The organism is Pectobacterium wasabiae CFBP 3304, assembly GCF_001742185.1.
GTDB lineage: Bacteria > Pseudomonadota > Gammaproteobacteria > Enterobacterales > Enterobacteriaceae > Pectobacterium > Pectobacterium wasabiae.
Genome location: NZ_CP015750.1, coordinates 4,724,792 through 4,746,152 on the forward strand (window position 1 = coordinate 4,724,792; position 21,361 = coordinate 4,746,152).

The window sequence follows — 21,361 nt, forward strand, 5'->3', positions numbered from 1 at the left end:
TCGGCCCACTTATTGTGGACCTCGCCCCGTTGGGGCCGCTGCAAGCAGCGTTCAAGTCTGCCTCTGGCTGACTTGTCGCTCACCTGAATCACTTACCCGAGTAAGCTCATCGGGATTCACTTTCTTGCCGCCGTCCTGTAACTTGAATTATTTAGGATATAAACAGACTTAAATATCAATAATTTATGTTTACCAGCTCTGTTTGAGACAAAAAAAAACCTAAATCGCTTTTCCCAATAACCATTGAGAAAACGATTTAGGTTTTGCCTGCCCGCCAAAACTAGCCGCCTGACAGTAACAATCCTCGTTGTTTGTCAGCGCTATCTACTTGCCGACAATAAAAATGTTATCTGATAATTTACTTTCTACACTTACTTTATTCTTTCATTTCCATCGCACGCAAGAAATTTATCTTACCACACAGCTATTTTGTGACGAAAAGCAAATTAATAAAAATCATTCTCCATCGCCAGGTTCTATTTTATCCTGCCCTTCCGTTCGCACACGTTCAATATGAATAGTTAAGAACATTAACTCTTCTTTCGTTAACGTATAATGATATTTTTGCGCAATGTGTAATTGTATTTTTTCTGCGCAATGATAAGCCAATTGATATCTTTCTTTCACCACATCATGCAGTGATTCATCATCACTAAACACGGTGCTTTTTCCTATTAATCGCTGCGCAAAAAATTTCAAATGCGTAACAAAACGATGGTAGCTTAACGCTTGTTCGTTATAATCCAAACTCAGTTGATATTTTACAATATTCAGTATTTCCTGCATGATTTTGGTAATTTGCAAAACCTCCGGCATTTCACTATCAAGTTGTGCATTCACCAAATGCAGAGCAATAAATCCCGCCTCATCTTCCGGTAACCGCACTGCAAGACGCTGTTCAATAATATCCAGCGCTTCCAGGCCGACAGCAAATTCCTTTGGATACAGGCGTTTTATTTCCCATAACAGCACATTGCGGATATCCACGCCTTGTTTGTGGCGCTCTATCGCAAAGTGGCAGTGATCGGTTAACGAGATATAGACACTATTTTGCAGTTTTCCAGGCAACCGCGTTTTTGCCAGCAGAATGATCTTGTCTGCCGTTGTGATGACATCAAGCGGAATTTCTGACAGCAGCTCCTGTAGGCGCGATGTCAGCTCCCCAGATTTCATCACAAAGACACGTTCAATCAGCGTTTCGTCCAGCAGCTCGCCAGTGTGCTTTTTGAAGCCCAGCCCGCGCCCCATCACAACCGACTCATTATTGTTTTCGTCGATTACGGTGACGACATTATTGTTGAGTATTTTGGCAATCTTCATTTTTCAAACCCTGGAAACAAAAAAACCAGACACCCGTAGCAATAACGAGCATCTGGTTTTGCCTGCTTACGCAGTAACAATCCGCAATGGCTGGTAAACTACCATCTGCATTCATCTTCTCAAGGAGAATGACACAAAAACGTGATGCGGATCGCCAGAAAAGCATGTCGCTTACACGCACTTTCTTTATTTATTGTTGGCTATTACAGGAATCAGTCACTTGCTATCATCTACCACAATAGCGTACTTATACGGTGTATTTCTTAGGCAGTTGCGCAACAAAGTTAGGTAAAAACACCAAATCGCACAGTTTTTTGCGTAAACGCACTGAAATATTCAATTTCTGACCTTTTACCACCTTGTTTCTCGCCGCTTAATAACTATAATACGAAACGTCGTTTCAATTGAATGGTTTCAGCTAAACAACGTGCCACTATCAATAACATTATTATCAACGGCATCGCCAACGCTAGCCCCCGCGAATCCCATGCGACGAGCGGTTGCGCGCTTCATCACCCATTCGCTACGACCTTCTATACTTACCTCTTTTATACCGTTCCTCCATGCATTCTTTCCAGCGGCTTGCCTCACACGGCCACTGGTTCACTCGTTTTTTTATCCATCACAACTTGTAGAAACTATCGTATGAAAAAGACAAAAATTGTTTGTACCATCGGGCCGAAAACAGAGTCAGAAGAAGTGCTTGGCAACCTGCTATCTGCCGGCATGAATGTTATGCGCCTGAACTTCTCTCACGGGGATTACGCAGAACATGGCCAACGCATCAAGAACCTGCGTGCCGTCATGGAAAAAACCGGTCAGAAAGCGGCCATCTTGCTTGACACCAAGGGCCCAGAAATTCGTACTATGAAGCTGGAAAACGGCGCTGACGTCACGCTGACCGCAGGTCAAACGTTCACGTTCACCACCGATCAAAGCATCGTGGGTAACAAAGATCGCGTCGCAGTCACTTACGCTGGCTTCACCGAAGACCTCAGCGTCGGTAACACCGTTCTGGTTGATGACGGCCTGATCGGTATGCAGGTTACGGCGATCAGCGGTAACGATGTCGTCTGTAAAGTTCTGAACAATGGCGATCTGGGCGAAAATAAAGGCGTTAACCTGCCAGGCGTTTCCATCCAGTTGCCTGCTCTGGCTGAAAAAGACAAACGCGACCTGATTTTCGGTTGCGAACAAGGCGTCGATTTCGTTGCGGCCTCTTTTATTCGTAAACGTTCCGACGTTGAAGAAATTCGCGCTCACCTGAAAGCACACGGTGGCGAGCACATTCAGATCATCTCCAAAATCGAAAATCAGGAAGGTCTGAACAACTTCGACGACATTCTGGAAGCCTCTGACGGCATCATGGTTGCCCGTGGCGACTTGGGCGTTGAGATCCCCGTTGAAGAAGTCATCTTCGCGCAGAAGATGATGATCGAAAAATGTAACCTGGCACGCAAAGTGGTTATCACCGCGACGCAAATGCTGGATTCAATGATCAAGAACCCACGCCCTACCCGTGCCGAAGCTGGCGACGTCGCTAACGCCATCATCGACGGCACCGATGCCGTTATGCTGTCTGGCGAAAGTGCGAAAGGTAAATACCCGCTGGAATCCGTTACCATCATGGCAACGATCTGTCAGCGTACCGATTCCGTGATGAAAAGCCGTCTGGATACCATCAAAACACCTGGGATCCTGCGTATCACTGAAGCTGTTTGCCGCGGTGCGGTAGAAACCGCAGAAAAACTGGATGCACCGCTGATTGTGGTTGCAACCAGCGGCGGTAAATCAGCCAAATCTATCCGCAAATACTTCCCGAACGCTCGTATTCTGGCGTTGACGACTAACGACGTCACCGCGCGCCAACTGCTGTTGAGCAAAGGCATTGATACGCTGCTGGTGAAAGAAATCGCCTCTACGGATGATTTCTACCGCATTGGTAAAGAAGCCGCGCTGAATAGCGGTTACGCGCAAGCGGGTGATGTGGTAGTGATGGTATCTGGTGCGCTGGTTTCTAGCGGCACAACCAATACCGTTTCCGTACACCGTATCTGATCCTAACAATCCGATCGGTAAAAAGCGCCTTAATGGCGCTTTTTTTATATTCTGAAATGACTTTCTACAGCACGATAACCTAATTAATGCCTTTGTGTAACACGCCTTTTTAATAGCCTTAAGCTTCAGAGTTATCCGACAAAAATAGCGCTGTTTTCCTTACTTTTTTAATGAATAGGTAAAACTCGCTGTTTCTTTGAGCGAACGATCAAAATTAAGCATGTTCTCATCAAAAATTTATTCTCATTAGAAAATAGTTTGTGTAATACTTGTAACGCTACATGGAGATTAACTCAATCTAGAGGGTATTAATAATGAATCGTACTAAACTGGTACTGGGCGCGGTAATCCTGGGTTCTACTCTGCTTGCTGGTTGTTCAAGCAATGCTAAAATTGATCAGCTGTCTTCTGACGTTCAGACTCTGAACGCTAAAGTTGACCAACTGAGCAACGACGTGAACGCAATCCGCTCTGACGTACAAGCTGCTAAAGATGACGCAGCTCGTGCTAACCAGCGTCTGGACAACCAAGTTCGTACTTACAAAAAGTAATCGAGCTGGTTAAGTAGTGAAAATGGCGCACATTGTGCGCCATTTTTTTTGCCTTCGTTTTATTCCTCAATCTTTCTCTTCAATCCTTTTTTCACGCTATCTGGTATATCCCTCACCTTCCCCGATCCTTGGAACTGCACAGATGCGCCTAAGACGCACCTGAACGGTTTATTTCATGATTAACGCGAAGTAGTGCTGATAGCAGTGATTGGCGCAGCCTGATGCGTTTCAGGCGCTTCTGGAGCCGACTCGACCGGTGATTGGTAGGTATTGATATCTTCCCCCACGCTCACCACAATCGGCATACCGGAACGGCGCACAATCGCATCAGCAACGGCTTTGCTGTCTGTCTCCGCATCCTTAACAAATTTCTGCGTCTTTGCCGTCAGCGGAATTTTCATCGTTTGTGGATCGTCTTTATCGGTCTTCGACAAAGGTTGATGTACCTCAACGTAGCGTTTACCGTCCGGTTCAACGGAGGTTTTAATCGCATCATTAAGGATCTGTACACGCGTACCTACTGGCACAGTATCGAACAACGCCTTGATGTCATCCGGACGCAGGCGGATACAGCCAGAGCTTACCCGCATGCCAATACCGAAGTCCGCGTTCGTGCCGTGCAACAGATAGACGCCACCGTGTGCTGACAGACGCAGCGCATGTAACCCCATTGGGTTGTCTGGGCCAGCCGGAACGACAGCAGGCAGCTTAATGCCCTGCTCTTCGAGATAATGCTTACGGATGTTCGCCGTTGGCGTCCAAGTCGGATTCTCACGTTTCTCGCTCACGCTGGTCGTCATCAATGGCGTATTGCGCCCCAGTTGGCCGATGCCAATCGGGTAAACAATGACGGTATTCTTCCCTTTCGGGTAGTAATAGAGGCGCAGTTCCGCCAGATTGACCACAATGCCTTCGCGTGGCGTATCCGGCAGCAGCATTTGCGTCGGGATCGTGAGGGTGGAACCCGCTGTCGGCAGGTAAGGGTCTGCTCCTGGGTTCGCTTCCAGCATGCCCAATAGGCCAATCTTGAAGTCCGCCGCGATAGCTTCCAGCGGACGGCCGTCATTAGGGACCGTATAAGCGATATTCTCGCCGATAAGACGGCTGTTTGGTGGCGGTAGCGGATATTCCGTCGCTCTGGCGGCGGTGCTGGCCAGGTATGTCGCGAAGACCATACCAAGTAAAGTTAACACGCGTTTCATAGTAAATTCCCTACAATCAATAACATCTGGTTGTGTACCCAGAATGCAGTATCCGGCTATACCTCTTGATCTGGTGTCAATGCAGCGGTTGCTGCGCCTCTCCACCGAACGTGGGTATATATTAGCATTGTTGTAACAAAAGAATATTTGATTTAAAAATCAACGCATTGATATTCAATTCTTTACAAAACAGAGTCAGCATAAAATTTAACGGGAAATAAATATACGGGACGAATTCTGAAATATCAGCGAGTTAATAAATGAACTGGAAAACAATAACGTATCGTTGGTAAAAATCAGTAAATGAAAAAACAAAAAAACGCTGGACGTTTTTTCCGTCACAGCGCTTTTTATACTCAACGAAAGCAGAGAAAAGAATTAAAGCAGTGCAGCGGCATGCGCACGAATCGCACGCAGCATCGCCTCAAGCCCCTGCGAGCGGGATGGCGTCAGGTGTTGATTCAACGCCAGCGATTCAAAGAACGGCCGCACATCCAGCTCAACAATCTCCTGCGCTGTCAGCCCCTGATATAGGCTGAAAACGACCGCGATCAGGCCTTTAACAATAGCAGCATCACTGTCGCCATGCAGAACGACCACGCCTTGATCATCAGGCTGTGTCACAATCCACACCTGACTCTGGCACCCAGAGATCAGGTTATCGGGATTACGCCACTCATCGGGCAGTGGGTCAAGACGCTCCCCTAACTCGATGACATAAAGATATTTTTCTTCCCAGTCATTACAGCGCGCAAAATTGCGCGCCAGCTTCTGCGGTTCTGGCAGACTCGCCATGGTTTCCTCCCCGGACAGGTTCGCGCGCGGCGCTTAGCTGCCCAGCAATCGATGGATACGTTGCAATCCGGCAACCAGCCGGTCAATTTCTTCGCGTGTAGTATAAACGGCCAGCGAAGCGCGGCACATACTGGGAACACCATAGTGTTCCATCAGCGGCATCGCGCAGTGGTGGCCGGTGCGAATCGCAATACCGTACCGATCGAGGAAACTTCCCACATCATAGGCGTGGTGCTGCCCAAGATTAAAGGCAATCACACCGTGACGTTCAGCAGGACCATACAGCGTTAAATCGGGCACCTGCGTTAACGCTTCCAGCGCGTACTGCATCAGCGAGGATTCATAACGCTGAATCTCTTCACGCCCCAGTGCCGTCACATAATCCAGTGCGGCACCTAAGCCCATAATACCGCCCGTGTTAGGCGATCCGGCTTCAAAGCGCCACGGTGAATCAGCATAGGTGGTGCCCGTGCGCAGGCTGACCTGACGAATCATCGCCCCGCCGCCTTCCCACGGTGGCATAGCCTGAAGCAGGTCACGTTTGCCATACAGCACACCAATACCCGAAGGGCCGTAGATCTTATGGCCTGAAAAGGCAAAGAAATCACAGCCAAGATCCTGCACATCGACAGGCTGATGCATAATCGACTGCGCACCATCGACCAACGTAACCGCACCCGCCGCTTTTGCCTGCGCAATCATCGCTTTCACTGGGTTCAGCGTGCCCAGCACGTTAGATATCTGCGTCACCGCCAGCAGACGGGTACGTTCATCCAACAGCGCGGGAAGCTGCGTAACATCCAGCGAACCATCTTCAGCCAGCGGCAATACGCGAACGTCAACGCCACGCGCTTCTGCCAGCATCTGCCAGGGAACGATATTCGCGTGATGCTCCATCTCGGTGATGATCAGGTTGTCGCCCGGTTGGATGAAGGTACGACCATAGCTGTTAGCCACCAGATTGATGGCCTCCGTCGTCCCGCGTACAAAGACAATTTCTTCCACTGACGCAGCATTGATAAAGGATGCCACCTGTTCGCGTACCGCTTCCATCGCGCTGGTCGCCTGCGCGCTCAGCGTATGAATACCGCGATGCACAGCGGCGTATTCATGGCGATAGAATTCGGCTTCGCGCTCGATAACTGAGTGCGGCTTTTGCGCACTCGCCGCGCTATCAAGATAGGCTAACGGCTGGCCGTTAACCTCGTTTGCCAGCACCGGGAAATCAGCACGAACCCGTTCAATAGGATAACTCATCATACCGCCTTGCCGGCATTCGCCAGCGCGTTGGGCAAACGCTGCGCGATACGTTCCAGAACCACATCTCGCAAAGACTCGTTTTCAATCGCTTCTGTGACTTCTGCCGCGAAGGCGAAGATGATCATCTGTTGCGCATCCTGCTGCGTAATGCCGCGGGAACGGAGATAGAACAACTGTTCTTCGTCCATACGGCCGATGGTGGCACCGTGGCTGCATTTCACGTCATCTGCATAGATTTCCAACTGCGGCTTGGTGTCTACCTCAGCCAGTCGGCCCAGCAACAGGTTGTTATTGGTCATCTGTCCGTCAGTTTTCAGCGCATGGGGCGCAACCTTGATCATGCCGTTAAACACCGCTCTGGCGCGATCGTTGACGATGACTTTATGCAGTTGGCGACTTTCGCCGTAGCCCTGATTATGTTCCAGATACGTTCGCGTATCACACACTTCGCTGCCGACAGGCAGAATCAGGCTGTTCATGGACAGATTCGTCCCTTCGCCATTCAACTGGGCACTGGTGTGGTGGCGCGTCAGCCCAGCTCCCAGCAGGAAGCTGTGGCTGCGAACCCGGGCATCGCGTGCCAGAATCAGATCGTTATGCGCAAAGTGGTAGCTCGCTGCCGCTTCAAACGCCAGCTTATAGTGGCTAACCTGACTATTTTCCGCCGCATTCACCGTCAGGCGAGCACCGGTAAAGTGCGCATGTTCGTCCAGACTGACGTAGTGCTCGATAATTTCCGCACTCGCGCCGCGCTCAACGTTCAAATGATGACGATGGTGAACCGTGTTCAACGCAGCCGCCTGACTGCTGCTGATGTGCAACAGGTAAAGCGGTTTTTCCGCCTGCTGTCCGGCAGCCAGACGAATCAATGTACTCGTACTCGCCAGACTTTCGGTCAGATGCAGGAACACTTCGGACTGGATCGCCGCAGGCAACGCGCCACGCGCATGCGATGCCTGCACGTCAACCTGATAAGGCCCCCACGCGCTGTCGCTCAGTTCAGCATTGAACACGCCATCAACAAACACCAGACGCCAGCTATCCACCGCGAGTGCCAGTGCATCTACCGCTGCACGGTCGATAGTCGATACCTGCGGTGCGACAAATTCATTACTCAGCAAGCCATCCAGCGGCGTGTATTTCCAATGCTCATGCTTACGATGCGGTAAGCCAAGACGCACCACATCCTGCCAGTGTTGGTTCGCATCTTCAGAACGACGTGACGCATCACGTTCAAACAAGCCATGCCACTGTTGCAGCGCCAGCTCTTGTTTCTGTGCGATGTTGGTTTTACCCGCCACGTTATCGCTCGTCACATTATTGCTCGTCGGTAAGCCAGCCATAGCCTTGCTCCTCCAACTGTTTCACCAGCGAGAAATCACCGGATTTCACAATACGGCCTTGATACAAAACGTGAACGTGGTCCGGCTTGATGTAATCAAGAATACGCTGGTAGTGCGTGACGATGATGAACGAACGTTTGCCGTCGCGCAGCGAGTTCACGCCGTTAGAGACGATTTTCAGTGCATCGATGTCCAGCCCGGAGTCCGTTTCATCCAGAATGCACAGATCCGGCTCCAGCGCCGCCATTTGCAGAATATCGTTACGCTTCTTCTCGCCGCCGGAAAACCCCACGTTGACCGAACGGGTCAACAAATCTTCCGGCATATTCAGCAGTTTGATTTTCTCTTCGATAAAGTCGGCGAAGTCAAAGCGATCCAGCGGTTCCTGCTCGCGGTATTTACGCACCGCGTTCACGGAAGTTTGCAGGAAGAACTGGTTGCTGACGCCGGGGATCTCTACCGGATATTGAAACGCCATGAAGACGCCTTCGCCCGCACGGTCTTCTGGCGATAATTCCAGCAGATCTTTTCCTTTGAAGCTCACCGAACCGTCGGTCACTTCGTATTCTTCACGTCCAGCCAGTGTCGCGGAGAGCGTACTTTTTCCTGAGCCATTCGGGCCCATAATCGCGTGTACTTCACCCGGCTTAATCGTGAGATTAAGCCCTTTGATGATCTCTTTGCCTTCAACGCTGACTTTTAAATTTTCGATGCTTAACATGCTTATTCCTTCCCACGCTCAATGTGGCGAGCGCTTAATGAATTCCGGGACCGATGATTCTCATTATTCGTCTGTGAAAATCCCGGTAACCGCCGAATTAACCCACGCTGTGTTCCAGGCTAATCGCCAGTAACTTTTGTGCTTCTACCGCGAATTCCAGCGGCAACTCAGAGAAAACGTCCTTACAGAAACCGTTCACGATCATCGAGATAGCGTCATCTTCGCTGATACCGCGTTGCAGGCAATAGAACAGTTGGTCATCGCCGATTTTCGACGTGGTCGCTTCATGCTCCAAGTGTGCAGTATTGTTGCGCACCTCCACATATGGGAAGGTGTGCGCGCCGCACTCGCTGCCGATCAACATGGAGTCACACTGGGTGAAGTTACGGGCGTTGGTCGCACTCGGCATGATCTTCACCAGACCGCGGTAGGTGTTCTCACTGCGTCCGGCAGAAATCCCTTTAGAGATGATGGTCGAACGGGTGTTTTTACCAATGTGAATCATCTTGGTGCCGGTATCGGCCTGCTGACGACCGTTGGTCAAGGCAACAGAGAAGAATTCACCCACAGAGTAGTCACCGCGCAGAATGACGCTCGGGTATTTCCAGGTGATCGCCGAACCGGTTTCCGACTGCGTCCATGACATTTTTGAATGCTCACCCGCACACAGCGCACGCTTGGTCACGAAGTTCAGAATGCCGCCTTCGGCGTCATCTTTACCGGAGAACCAGTTCTGTACCGTGGAGTATTTCACTTCGGCATTCTTGTTGATGATCACTTCCACCACCGCGGCGTGCAGTTGGTAGGTGTCACGAACAGGCGCGGAGCAACCTTCAATGTAGCTGACGTAGCTGTCATCATCGGCGATCAGGATTGTTCGCTCGAACTGACCGGTTTTTGCCGCGTTAATACGGAAATACGTCGACAGTTCCATCGGGCAGCGCACGCCTTTCGGGATGTACACAAACGTGCCGTCAGAAGCGACCGCCGAGTTCAGCGCCGCAAAGAAGTTGTCGTTTGCGGGTACGACGGTACCGAGATACTGACGCACCAGATCGGGATGTTCCTGAATCGCCTCGCTGAATGAACAGAAAATAATGCCCTTTTCAGCCAGCTCATGCCGATACGTGGTCGCAACGGACACCGAGTCGAAAATAGCATCGACTGCGACTTTCTGGCCTTCACGAACGGGAACGCCCAGTTGGTTAAAGGCATTCTCCACTTCGCTGGTCAGGTAATTATTCACGTCCGTAATCCCGGATTGCTGCTTGGCACCGGGCTCAGAGCCACAACTGTCGTCGCAGTTACCGCAGGAAGGCGCAGAATAATAGCTATAGTCCTGATAGTCGAGTTTCTCGTACTGGGCTTTCAGCCAATGCGGTTCCTCCATCTCCAGCCACGCTTTGTAAGCGTTAAGACGGAATTCCAACATCCACTCAGGTTCATTACGCTTCGCCGAGATCGCCCGGACGACATCTTCGTTGATGCCGTGCGCTAGCTCATCGGTCTCCAGTTGCGTGAAGAAACCTTCTTTATAGCGTCCATCACCCATCCAGATCTGGACATCATCAGGTACATCTACCGTGCTACGTGCCATAATTTTTCATCACTTAAATGCCAAAGCTTTCGCCACATCCACAAGCATGCTGCGCTCTGGGATTATTAAACTTGAATATCTGATTCAGCCCTTCACGGACGAAATCAAGTTCTGTGCCGTCAATGAAAGGCATTGCTTTCAGTGGGACATACAGTTTTGCGCCATCACGTTCGAATACCAGATCGTCGGTTTCGAACTCCTGTACCAGATCCAGTACATAGCCAAATCCCGCACAGCCTGATTGTTTAACGCCAAGCCGCAGTCCTTGCACGGCCTCATCCTGCTTCATCAGATTCTTAATCTGCTTCACGGCACTATCGGTTAGCGTCAGTCCTTGCCAGACATTTTCATCCAGTGAAAACGTCCCTACATTTTCCGCTTGCATATGGAATACCTCATTGCGTGTGGTACCAGTTTTAAGCTGGTTTCCCCTAATGTTAGTGATAATGAAACTAGCTTCAACCTCTTGTTTTGCAGGGCTATTCGTAACATTCGGTTTTTTAGCGCACCGACAGTGCTATTTTACACGTCTCGAACGCCCCGGATAACGCGGTAAGAAACCAGATAACCATTTGATAATAAATGAGTTGTCATCATCACCCTTATCCCTTTCGGTCAGATAAAAATCATCATCTCGTTATCATTATTATAACATTTATCGGTGATACCTATTTATAAAACAGGGAAGGTATATGAAGATTTATGTGATTTCCGATCGTACTTTTGACGTTAAAGCACGTTTTGCCCATTGATCATGGCCTTTTTTATCAATATGATAATGATTATCATTTAATATTCAGGATCGATAACCATGCTTTCCGTGAATGCCTGGCTGCACCACCAGATTGACGAATATAAATTTCAGATTCGCGATGCCACTGTTGATTTCTATATGGCGGAAGCCCGCCTGAACCGTCCGGGAAGCAATATTGATCATTTACGTCGCTTTCATAACGCCTGCATGGATATGGTTGAACTCTGTCTAAGAAATGGCGATGACGACAGCTACCTGCACGCGCTGGTCAAGTTGCACAATCGGTTGATTAAAGAGATTAATAATGAAGGGCGTTGCCACCTCTTTCGAGTGCAAAGCTACTACTTTGCCCGTAACACGCTGAAATCGATTTGCCATCAGTTAAGCATGCAAGGCTCATGGGATAAAGCGACCGCGTTTCAGACGGACTTCGTTAAGCGCGTGCCTTTCCTGCCCTAAAGAACTATCGATTTACCCTAAAGACTATCGATTACCCTAGAGAACAACCGAACCAGACCGGCTAGCGGTCTGGTTCGGCGTTTTATGCTTATGGCGTAATCACCGACGTCGTCAGACGCGAAATGCAGCACAGACGATGCTGATTATCAAAGATCTCAATCTGCCACACCTGACTGCGGCGACCAACGTGAAGCGCACGGCATACGCCTCGCACGTCACCTTCACGCACGGCACGCAGGTGATTGGCATTGATTTCAAGCCCCACCACCTGTTGCTCGCCCTCAGAACACAGATAGCCCGCGACGGAGCCCAGCGATTCAGCCAGCACGACAGAAGCGCCGCCGTGCAGTAGGCCAAACGGCTGACGCGTGCGTGAATCCACTGGCATCACCGCTTCCAGAGAGTCCTCTGTAAGGCTGGTATAATGAATACCGATATGGCCGACCATGCACGCTTCGCTCTGTTGGTTAAGCTGCTCCAGCGTAACCTGTCGTTTCCACAGCATCAGAGGATCTCCAGTAGGGCCTGTAACGGATGGCGTAATGCGCGACCTTCCATACGTTTTACCTGACTACGGCACGAATAGCCGGTGGTCAGACAGCGTTTCTGCGGTAACTTCTGCAGCACCTGTTGCCAGGACAGCGCATAGATTCCCTGTGAGTTGGCGAGATTTTTGGTTTCATGACCGTAGGTTCCCGCCATGCCGCAGCACCCGACGCTAATATTCTCCAGTTTAGCGCCAAAGCGCGAGAAGATATCAGCCCACTGTTTCGTACTAATCGGCAACGCGGTCGTTTCCGTACAGTGACCGAGTAGATACCAGGATTCGCCGGTAGCAGACTGAGGCGTACTTTCTGCTAAGGCCGTCACTAGCCATTCATGCACTAGCTGCACCTGAAAATCACCACGTTTCTCACCCAGAATTTCACGGTATTCATCGCGATAGCACAGTACCAGCGCAGGATCGACACCCACCATTGGCATCCCAAGCTTGGCAACGCGATTCAGGAAATCTGCCGTCTTCGACGCCGTTTTGGCAAAACGCTGTAAGAAACCTTTAATGTGCTGCGCCTTCCCATTTGGCGAGAACGGCAGCAGCACCGGTTTCAGTTTCAGTTTTTCGATCAGATGAACAAAATCCGCCACCACCTGCGCATCGTAATAGCTGGTGAACGGATCCTGCACGATGAGCACGTACTGCTGACGCGCCTGCTCAGGTAGCTGTTCTAACTGTTCCAGCGTGGTGTTAACCCCGTTATGCCCGGCAAACTGCTGGCGTAGCGACGGTGATGACAGCAAGGGCAAATCAACCATACCAATCTGGCTACGGCTCAGGTTATTCAGCAACGGCATTTTCAGGAAGAAGTTAAACATCTTCGGGCTGCGCGCCATTAGCGGTGCATAGCCTTCGACGCCAGCCACCAGATAGTCACGAACCGGACGCAGATAGCGCGTGTGATAAAGTTGCAGGAAGCGAGAACGGAAGCCCGGCACGTCAATCTTGATGGGGCACTGCGTTGAGCAAGCTTTACATGCCAGACAGCCTGACATCGCCTCTTTGACCTCATGCGAGAAATCGTAATCCCCTTGCTTCGCCTGCCAGGTGTTACGGGTTTTCTGGATAAAGGCGCGCAGGCTCAGCTTCTGCTGCGGCAAGGCGTTCTCCAATGCCACTGGATCGACACCCTGTTCCGCTAGCAGGCGCAACCATTCACGTACCAGCGTTGCACGGCCTTTCGGGGAATGAATTCGGTTTCCGCTGATTTTCATCGACGGACACATTGGGCTACGCGCATCGAAGTTAAAACACAGCCCATTGCCGTTACATTCCATCGCGCCACGGAATGCAGTGCGAACCGTCAGCGGGATCGTGCGGTCAAATGTGCCACGCTTGACCGCATCGACTTTCATCATCGGTGCATCGACATCCAGCGGCGCACAAATCTTCCCAGGATTAAGCCGGTTATCAGGGTCGAACGCCGCCTTGATGCGACGCAGCTCGGTATACAGTTCCGGTCCAAAGAATTCAGGGCTGTATTCGGCGCGGAAGCCTTTACCGTGTTCTCCCCACAGCAGACCGCCATATTTGGCCGTCAGCGCGACAATCTGGTCGGAAAGCTGTTTCATCAGCATTTCCTGCTGCGGGTCGCACATATCCAACGCAGGGCGAACGTGCAACACCCCCGCGTCCACATGACCAAACATGCCATACGTCAGATTGTGGCTGTCCAGCAGCGCACGAAATTCTTCGATGTAATCGGCCAGATGCTGAGGCGGCACACAGGTATCTTCCGCAAACGGGATAGGCTTGGCCAGCCCTTTACTGTTGCCCAGCAGCCCGACGGCTTTCTTACGCATCGCGTAAATACGTTCGATTCCGGCCAGGTCGTTACAGGTTTGATAGCCAATTACCCCGCCTTCTCCGGTAGCCAGCAGCGTGTCCAGCCGCTGACATAGCGACTCCACCTGCCCGTTGATCAGCGCTTCATCATCACCCGCGAATTCAACGATATTCAGGCCAAGCATTTCCTGATTAGGTACATCGGTAATCAGTTCACTGACGGAATGCCAGACGATATCTTCACGGGCAAGGTTTAATACCTTGGAATCCACCGTTTCGACAGATAGCGCCTGCGCTTCCACCATGAACGGCGCATTGCGCAACGCTGAATTGAAGGAGTCGTACTTGATATTCACCAGACGGCGGCTCTTCGGCAACGGCGTGATATCGAGCTTCGCCTCGGTGATAAAAGCCAGCGTACCTTCAGCACCGGTCAGAATGCGCGTCAGGTCAAAAGTGCGCAGATCGTCGCTAAACACATGACGCAGGTCATAACCCGTCAGAAAACGATTCAGCTTAGGGAACTTGTCGATAATCAACGCACGCTGTTCGCGACAGCGGTGCAGCACCGTATGGTAAATGCGGCCAATGGCAGAGTCTTCTTCAGCCAGTTGCTCCGCCAGGTCGACCGGCATGGCTTGCGTATCCAGCATCTCGCCGCCCAGCAGTACCGCACGCAGCCCCAGTACATGGTCTGAGGTTTTACCGTACACCAGCGAGCCTTGACCTGACGCATCGGTATTAATCATGCCACCCAGCGTCGCCCGATTACTGGTCGACAGTTCAGGGGCGAAGAAATAACCATAAGGCTTCAGGTACTGGTTGAGTTGATCTTTAATGACACCCGCCTCAACACGCACCCAACCCTGTTCAGGGTTAATTTCGAGAATGCGGTTCATATAGCGTGACATATCGACCACGATGCCGCGATTCAGCGCCTGCCCGTTCGTCCCTGTCCCGCCACCGCGTGGGGTAAAGGTCAACCCTGAAAAACGTTCCTCACCTGCCAGTCGCGATAGGATCGCCACGTCGGCGGTTGAACGGGGGAACACCACCGCATCCGGTAAGAGTTGATAGATGCTGTTATCCGTCGCCATTGTCAGACGATCGGCATAATTGGTCGCCGTATCACCCGTGAATCCGTTTTTCTTTAATGCTTCCAGAAAATTAAGTACCGGCTGGACTAGCCCGGGAGATTGCGTGATCTGTGGGATCATTATTTTTTGACCCTGTCCGTACATGATGTGTTTGCCAATATGTCGTGATATGCCTGTGAAGAGTGGTCTATAGCCTAATGTCGATCGGTTAAGAACCGAGATACACGGAGCGACCACGGGGCGAGATCTCCCTGCGGGAACCTCATCCCCGTGTTTCTCCTAAAATAGGACTTAAGTGACCCGCTATGCTATAGCCGCTCTTTCATCGGGGACATCACGTTTTATCACATTTCGCAATCGTGTGCGCTCCCAGAACGGCAAAAACATACAGCATGTTGGCGAACCGCTGTTTCACCAACAAAATGTTCAACAGGCTGTCAAAATACCCGGAAATATCTCATGATGACGTGGTGACTATACCGTGCCGCCTAAACCACCTCACCTTCAGCCTTTTCTTTTGCTATTGAGGAACGATTCGTTGAGCAAATACTCTCAGCCACCACGATTTGATCTGGCCAGAAACCTGTTCAGTCTGGTGTTTATTACCATCATGATTATTGCCTGCTTTTGGGTGGTACAGCCTTTTATTTTGGGATTCGCCTGGGCGTGTATGGTGGTGATTGCCACCTGGCCACTGCTGATAAAATTTCAGGCGCTACTTTGGGGGCGGCGTTCTCTGGCGGTGCTCGTCATGACGTTTCTGCTCATCCTGCTATTTATTGTACCGATTGCCGTTCTCATCAGCAGCGTGGTGGATAACAGCTCGGCACTAATGAGTTGGGGAGCCAAACAGGAAAACTTTTCGCCACCGACGCTGGAGTGGCTAACGTCGATCCCTTTAGTGGGAGAAAAATTGTCCAACAGTTGGCAGGCGCTGTTGCAAAGCGGCGGCAGCGGTCTGTTCGCCAAGGTGCAACCCTATTTTGGTAAAACGGCGACTTGGCTGGTTGCACAGGCTGCCCATGTCGGGCGCTTTCTAATGCACTGCTCCCTAATGCTGATCTTCAGCGCCCTGCTGTATTACAAAGGTGAAGCCGTTGCGAAAGCCGTGCGACATTTCGCTATCCGGCTGGGGCAGGAGCGCGGCGATGCGGCGGTGATTCTGGCGGCACAGTCAATTCGTGCCGTTGCGCTGGGCGTGGTGGTAACGGCCATCGTGCAATCAGTGCTAGGTGGAATCGGTCTGGGGCTATCTGGTATCCCTTACACCACACTACTCACCGTTCTGATGTTTCTGTGTTGTCTGGCGCAGTTGGGGCCACTTCTGGTACTTATTCCGGCCATTATCTGGCTGTATTGGACGGGCGATAATACCTGGGGCACCATCCTGCTGATCTGGAGCTGTGTCGTTGGAACGATCGATAACGTGATTCGTCCAATGCTGATCAGAATGGGTGCCGATCTTCCGATGCTGCTGATCCTTTCCGGTGTAATTGGTGGATTACTGGCATTTGGCATGATAGGGATATTTATTGGCCCAGTCGTCCTCGCCGTTTCCTATCGTCTGCTGTTTGCCTGGATGCGCGAAATTCCCGAACCACAGAGCATCCTTTCCGTTAATACATCGAATAAAGAGTCATCGCAGTAAACCCCTCCCCTTTCTTCTCGTGGGCGGTGCTAACCGCCCATACCTTCCTCGCACTCAACCCTGCTTCGTCGTTAGTACTCCTGTATCTATTTTCCAATAGGTAAAAATAGCTAATGATTAGCCCTCTATTCTTAGGGATTAGTCCTAAAAATTTTGATATCATTTCTCTAATGCATCAATATTATTGACAATATAAAAACTCCGAGGGGCCGATTCTTAAAAGATAATTAACTATTAGGATGATTCTTAATGACTGAATAGGGCATAATCCATAGGATTAATACCGGAGCTAGTATTAACCTACTGTTTGTCAATGAGGTTTCCTCCTCGTCAGAGTTAGTAACGAATTGCTGTGTGTAGTCTTTGCCCATCCCCTGAGATGGGCCTTTTTTTTCCTTCCATTTCTCTTCCATTGCATTACGCCCCATTCCTTTTTTGTTACTCTCCTGTCAGCCTACTTTCAGTTCAGTTTTTCAGGAGTTTTTCATGACGCCTCTCGCCGCGAAGAGATTACTACTCTGTGGTTTATTTAGCCTTCTGACAGCCTGCGATAACTCGACGCCTACAACAGATCGCCCTTTGTTGACCATTGAAGGTAAAACCATGGGGACGTTCTACAGCGTAAAAATTAGCGGTGATGTCAGCGAAGATAAGACACAGTTGCAACAGGAAATCGATGCGCTGCTGGAGCAGGCCAATAACGATATTTCCACCTATCGTGACGATTCCGTGCTATCGCGTTTTAATCAATATCGGGGAACCGATCCACAGCCAATCAGTAATGGCATGGCGGATATCATTCTGGCTGCGCTGCGCATCGGTAAAGCCACCCACGGCGCGATGGATATCACCGTTGGTCCGTTAGTTAACCTCTGGGGATTCGGCCCACAGAAGCAGCAGACGCGTATTCCCAGCCAACAGCAGATCGATTTAGCACGACAAAACGTCGGATTGCGCCATCTGACACTGATCGGCAATGAAAAAGGAGAATGGATTCAGAAAGATCTCCCAGATTTATATGTCGACCTTTCCACGTTGGGTGAAGGTTACGGCGCAGACCTTCTCGCACAATTAATGACGCGTAAAGGGATCACCAATTATCTGGTTTCCGTCGGCGGCGCGATTTCCAGCCGTGGCGTTAATGCCGAAGGAACGCCGTGGCGCGTGGCGATCCAGAAACCAACCGATCAGGAAAATGCGGCGCAGGCGGCGGTGAATTTACAGGGTTATGCAATCAGTACCTCCGGTAGCTATCGGAATTACTTTGAGGAGGACAGCAAGCGCTATTCTCACGTTATCGATCCCGAAACAGGAAGGCCGATTACCCACCAGTTGGTTTCTGCCACTGTGATTGCGCCGACCGCGCTGGAAGCAGATGGCTGGGATACCGGTTTAATGGTGCTGGGAACGGAGAAAGCATTAAAGCTGGCGGAACAGCAAGGGCTGGCGGTTTATCTGATTACCAAAACGGATAAGGGCTTTAGTGCAGTGATGACACCGCAGTTTAAGTCATTCCTGATTGCGGCACCGTGATTTTCAGCACGGCTTGCGATCAGCGGTGGTCGAGCGGTGGTAATGGATAGATCGTAAAGACGCTGTGAATACGTCCCTGTACGCTCGGATTGCGCCATACATGGCGCAAACGCTTTACTCCTCTATTCCATTACCACCGTTTTCATCTTGTGAATATTGTTTCAGTTACCTGATGTCTGATGATTATATATCAGACATGCACCGCACTGATTATTTGTGCTCGGCCAGATTCAGCCAGGTTTGCACCACGGTGTCTGGGTTGAGCGACAGGCTATCGATGCCCTGTTCCATCAGCCAGATCGCAAAATCTTCGTGGTCTGATGGGCCTTGTCCGCAAATACCGACGTATTTCCCCTGCTTCTTCGCCGCTTTAATCGCCATCGACAGTAGTGCTTTCACCGCATCGTTGCGTTCGTCAAACAGTGCCGATACCACACCGGAGTCGCGATCCAGCCCCAGTGCGAGCTGCGTCATGTCGTTTGAACCGATGGAAAAACCATCAAAGTGTTGCAGGAATTCATCGGCCAATAACGCATTGGACGGAATTTCGCACATCATGATGATTTTCAGGCCGTCTTCACCACGGCGCAGTCCCTGATTCGCCAACTCGGCAATCACCGCTTCCGCTTGCGCCACGGTACGAACGAACGGGATCATGATCTCTACGTTCTTCAGGCCCATCACGTTGCGCACGCGTTTGACCGCTTCGCATTCCAGCGCAAAACAGGCTTTGAAGTCCGGTGATACGTAACGACCCGCACCACGAAAGCCCAGCATCGGGTTCTCTTCTTCCGGCTCATAGCGCTCACCACCGACCAGATTAGCGTACTCGTTCGATTTAAAATCGGACAGACGGACGATGACGCGCTTCGGTGCGAATGCCGCTGCCAGCGTCGCAATGCCTTCCGTCAGACGGCCTACATAGAACTCGACCGGATCGTCGAAGCCCTGCATCAGCGTTTTAATCTCGCGTTGCAGTTCAGGCGTTTGCCGATCGAATTCCAGCAGCGCACGCGGATGCACGCCAATCATGCGGTTGATGATGAATTCCAAACGCGCCAGACCGACGCCATCATTTGGCAAGCAGGCAAAATCAAACGCGCGATCGGGGTTACCCACGTTCATCATGATTTTCAGCGGCAATGCAGGCATTTCATCAATCTGTGAACTCTTCACGGAGAAGTCCAACAGGTCTTGGTACACATAGCCCGTGTCGCCTTCCGCACAGGAGACGGTCACTTTCTGCCCCTTGCGCAAACGCTCGGTCGCATCGCCGCAGCCCACCACGGCCGGAATACCCAACTCACGGGCGATAATCGCTGCGTGACAGGTACGTCCGCCACGATTGGTCACAATCGCCGCCGCTTTCTTCATGATCGGTTCCCAGTCTGGGTCGGTCATGTCGGTCACCAGCACATCACCCGCGTTGATCAGGTGCATCTCGCTGATGTCCTGAATCACTTTGACTTCACCTGCACCGATACGGTGGCCGATCGCACGACCTTCCACCAGCACCGTACCGCTGGCTGGCAGGTGATAACGCTCCATTACCTGACCGTTGGAACGTACCGTTTCTGGACGCGCCTGCACGATATAGAGCTTGCCAGTGTGGCCATCTTTCGCCCACTCGATGTCCATCGGGCGACCATAGTGTTTCTCAATCAGCAGTGCCTGACGCGCCAGCGCCTGCACTTCGTCATCCGTCAAACTAAAACGCGCCGTTTGTTCTGTCGGCACATCTTCAATCCGCACCTGCTTGCCATGTTCCTGGCTCGCGGCATACACCATACGGATTTTCTTCGATCCCATGTTACGGCGCACGATCGCAGGCTTGTTGTTCTGTAAGGTCGGCTTGTGAACATAGAACTCGTCCGGGTTCACCGCCCCTTGCACCACCATTTCACCCAAGCCGTAAGCCGAGGTGATGAACACCACCTGATCAAAACCGGATTCGGTATCAATGGTAAACATCACACCCGCGGAAGCCAGATCGGATCGCACCATGCGCTGTACGCCCGCCGACAGCGCCACGCCTCGGTGGTCATACCCCTGATGTACGCGATAGGAGATCGCGCGATCGTTAAACAGCGACGCAAATACGTGCTTCACCGCAACCATCACCGCATCAATGCCCTGTACGTTCAGGAAGGTTTCCTGTTGGCCGGCAAAGGACGCATCCGGCATATCTTCCGCTGTGGCAGAAGAACGCACCGCAAATGAAGCCTCTTTTTCGCCATCGGCCAGTTGCTGATAGGCATCACCGATCGCCTTCTCCAGTTCTGGCTGGAACGGCGTATCAATAATCCACTGGCGAATTTGCGCGCCAGCGCTGGCCAATTGGCTCAGATCGTCAATATCGGTGCGATCGAGCAGCGCATAAATACGCTGATTGATCCCGCTTTGATTAAGAAAATCATTAAACGCCTGCGCCGTTGTCGCAAAACCGTTGGGAACGGCTACGCCCAAATCTGAAAGGTTGGTGATCATTTCACCCAAAGAGGCATTTTTGCCCCCTACCCTTTCAACATCGTGCATACCGAGTTGGTTATACCAAAGGACATTACGCAAATCAGGGCCGTTATTGGACATCGAAAATAATCCTTTCTGCATACAATTAGGGTATGAAAGAGTTCGGTTGAGAATCGCCTCAACGCAATCAGGTTAGCATAGCGTTTTGATGAA

Annotated in this window: 16 protein-coding genes and 1 other RNA gene; 6 read left to right on the forward strand and 11 right to left on the reverse strand. The window is 51.0% G+C overall.

What is annotated here, in order from left to right; genetic code table 11:
• Positions 1–456: 456 nt before the first annotated feature.
• On the reverse strand, positions 457–1,320 hold the full coding sequence (gene licT / locus A7983_RS21470; protein ID WP_005970380.1) for a BglG family transcription antiterminator LicT: 864 nt from the start codon (positions 1,318–1,320) through the stop codon (positions 457–459).
• 645 nt (positions 1,321–1,965) lie between these two features.
• On the opposite strand from licT, the gene pykF reads away from it, so the two are divergent.
• On the forward strand, positions 1,966–3,378 hold the full coding sequence (gene pykF / locus A7983_RS21475; protein WP_039478700.1) for a pyruvate kinase PykF: 1,413 nt from the start codon (positions 1,966–1,968) through the stop codon (positions 3,376–3,378).
• A gap of 314 nt (positions 3,379–3,692) precedes the next feature.
• Positions 3,693–3,929: a major outer membrane lipoprotein gene (locus A7983_RS21480; protein WP_005970385.1), complete on the forward strand. Its 237-nt coding sequence runs from the start codon at positions 3,693–3,695 to the stop codon at positions 3,927–3,929.
• Between the two features lie 179 nt (positions 3,930–4,108).
• On the opposite strand, the gene A7983_RS21485 is transcribed toward A7983_RS21480, so the two are convergent.
• From A7983_RS21485 to sufA, 7 genes are all read right to left on the reverse strand, one after another.
• Positions 4,109–5,131, reverse strand: a complete 1,023-nt coding sequence (locus A7983_RS21485; RefSeq protein ID WP_005970388.1) for a L,D-transpeptidase family protein — start codon at positions 5,129–5,131, stop codon at positions 4,109–4,111.
• A gap of 378 nt (positions 5,132–5,509) precedes the next feature.
• The gene (sufE, locus tag A7983_RS21490; protein ID WP_005970390.1) at positions 5,510–5,926 is read right to left on the reverse strand and encodes a cysteine desulfuration protein SufE; all 417 of its coding nucleotides are present in this window, start codon (positions 5,924–5,926) and stop codon (positions 5,510–5,512) included.
• A gap of 33 nt (positions 5,927–5,959) precedes the next feature.
• The gene (gene sufS / locus A7983_RS21495) at positions 5,960–7,183 is read right to left on the reverse strand and encodes a cysteine desulfurase SufS (RefSeq protein ID WP_005970392.1); all 1,224 of its coding nucleotides are present in this window, start codon (positions 7,181–7,183) and stop codon (positions 5,960–5,962) included.
• Positions 7,183–8,529, reverse strand: coding sequence for a Fe-S cluster assembly protein SufD (gene sufD, locus A7983_RS21500; protein ID WP_005970393.1), 1,347 nt, complete (start codon positions 8,527–8,529; stop codon positions 7,183–7,185). Before sufD ends, sufS begins: the two co-directional genes overlap by 1 nt.
• Entirely contained in the window at positions 8,504–9,250 is a 747-nt protein-coding gene (gene sufC / locus A7983_RS21505; RefSeq protein ID WP_005970394.1) for a Fe-S cluster assembly ATPase SufC, read from the reverse strand. Before sufC ends, sufD begins: the two co-directional genes overlap by 26 nt.
• 97 nt (positions 9,251–9,347) lie before the next feature.
• A complete protein-coding gene (gene sufB, locus A7983_RS21510; RefSeq protein WP_005970396.1) occupies positions 9,348–10,847 on the reverse strand; it encodes a Fe-S cluster assembly protein SufB in 1,500 nt (499 codons plus the stop codon).
• A gap of 13 nt (positions 10,848–10,860) precedes the next feature.
• Positions 10,861–11,232, reverse strand: coding sequence for a Fe-S cluster assembly scaffold SufA (gene sufA / locus A7983_RS21515; protein ID WP_005970398.1), 372 nt, complete (start codon positions 11,230–11,232; stop codon positions 10,861–10,863).
• A 426-nt stretch (positions 11,233–11,658) separates the two neighbouring features.
• On the opposite strand from sufA, the gene A7983_RS21520 reads away from it, so the two are divergent.
• Positions 11,659–12,060, forward strand: coding sequence for a hypothetical protein (locus A7983_RS21520; protein ID WP_005970399.1), 402 nt, complete (start codon positions 11,659–11,661; stop codon positions 12,058–12,060).
• An 88-nt stretch (positions 12,061–12,148) separates the two neighbouring features.
• Here A7983_RS21520 and menI read toward each other — a convergent pair whose 3' ends face one another.
• Positions 12,149–12,565: a 1,4-dihydroxy-2-naphthoyl-CoA hydrolase gene (gene menI, locus A7983_RS21525; RefSeq protein ID WP_005970400.1), complete on the reverse strand. Its 417-nt coding sequence runs from the start codon at positions 12,563–12,565 to the stop codon at positions 12,149–12,151.
• A complete protein-coding gene (gene ydiJ, locus A7983_RS21530; protein ID WP_005970401.1) occupies positions 12,565–15,618 on the reverse strand; it encodes a D-2-hydroxyglutarate dehydrogenase YdiJ in 3,054 nt (1,017 codons plus the stop codon). The genes menI and ydiJ overlap by 1 nt, the downstream gene beginning before the upstream one ends.
• Before the next feature lie 418 nt (positions 15,619–16,036).
• Here ydiJ and ydiK point away from each other — a divergent pair, with 418 nt between their 5' ends.
• From ydiK to apbE, 3 genes are all read left to right on the forward strand, one after another.
• Positions 16,037–17,146 carry an AI-2E family transporter YdiK gene (gene ydiK / locus A7983_RS21535; protein WP_005970402.1) on the forward strand — a complete coding sequence of 370 codons (1,110 nt, stop codon included), beginning with the start codon at positions 16,037–16,039 and terminating at the stop codon, positions 17,144–17,146.
• 283 nt (positions 17,147–17,429) lie between these two features.
• An RNA gene (gene rprA / locus A7983_RS21540) (antisense sRNA RprA) lies at positions 17,430–17,541 on the forward strand.
• A 91-nt stretch (positions 17,542–17,632) separates the two neighbouring features.
• The gene (gene apbE, locus A7983_RS21545; protein ID WP_005970405.1) at positions 17,633–18,679 is read left to right on the forward strand and encodes an FAD:protein FMN transferase ApbE; all 1,047 of its coding nucleotides are present in this window, start codon (positions 17,633–17,635) and stop codon (positions 18,677–18,679) included.
• Between the two features lie 210 nt (positions 18,680–18,889).
• On the opposite strand, the gene ppsA is transcribed toward apbE, so the two are convergent.
• Positions 18,890–21,268 (reverse strand): phosphoenolpyruvate synthase, encoded by a 2,379-nt coding sequence (gene ppsA / locus A7983_RS21550; protein ID WP_005970407.1) that lies wholly within the window; start codon positions 21,266–21,268, stop codon positions 18,890–18,892.
• Between the last annotated feature and the right edge of the window lie 93 nt (positions 21,269–21,361).

Bases quoted from the DNA above. Each gene is read 5' to 3' on its own strand.
- licT (WP_005970380.1), bottom strand. From the start codon at position 1,320: ATGAAGATTGCCAAAATACTCAACAATAATGTCGTCACCGTAATCGAC.
- pykF (WP_039478700.1), top strand. From the start codon at position 1,966: ATGAAAAAGACAAAAATTGTTTGTACCATCGGGCCGAAAACAGAGTCA.
- A7983_RS21480 (WP_005970385.1), top strand. From the start codon at position 3,693: ATGAATCGTACTAAACTGGTACTGGGCGCGGTAATCCTGGGTTCTACT.
- A7983_RS21485 (WP_005970388.1), bottom strand. From the start codon at position 5,131: ATGAAACGCGTGTTAACTTTACTTGGTATGGTCTTCGCGACATACCTG.
- sufE (WP_005970390.1), bottom strand. From the start codon at position 5,926: ATGGCGAGTCTGCCAGAACCGCAGAAGCTGGCGCGCAATTTTGCGCGC.
- sufS (WP_005970392.1), bottom strand. From the start codon at position 7,183: ATGAGTTATCCTATTGAACGGGTTCGTGCTGATTTCCCGGTGCTGGCA.
- sufD (WP_005970393.1), bottom strand. From the start codon at position 8,529: ATGGCTGGCTTACCGACGAGCAATAATGTGACGAGCGATAACGTGGCG.
- sufC (WP_005970394.1), bottom strand. From the start codon at position 9,250: ATGTTAAGCATCGAAAATTTAAAAGTCAGCGTTGAAGGCAAAGAGATC.
- sufB (WP_005970396.1), bottom strand. From the start codon at position 10,847: ATGGCACGTAGCACGGTAGATGTACCTGATGATGTCCAGATCTGGATG.
- sufA (WP_005970398.1), bottom strand. From the start codon at position 11,232: ATGCAAGCGGAAAATGTAGGGACGTTTTCACTGGATGAAAATGTCTGG.
- A7983_RS21520 (WP_005970399.1), top strand. From the start codon at position 11,659: ATGCTTTCCGTGAATGCCTGGCTGCACCACCAGATTGACGAATATAAA.
- menI (WP_005970400.1), bottom strand. From the start codon at position 12,565: ATGCTGTGGAAACGACAGGTTACGCTGGAGCAGCTTAACCAACAGAGC.
- ydiJ (WP_005970401.1), bottom strand. From the start codon at position 15,618: ATGATCCCACAGATCACGCAATCTCCCGGGCTAGTCCAGCCGGTACTT.
- apbE (WP_005970405.1), top strand. From the start codon at position 17,633: ATGACGCCTCTCGCCGCGAAGAGATTACTACTCTGTGGTTTATTTAGC.
- ppsA (WP_005970407.1), bottom strand. From the start codon at position 21,268: ATGTCCAATAACGGCCCTGATTTGCGTAATGTCCTTTGGTATAACCAA.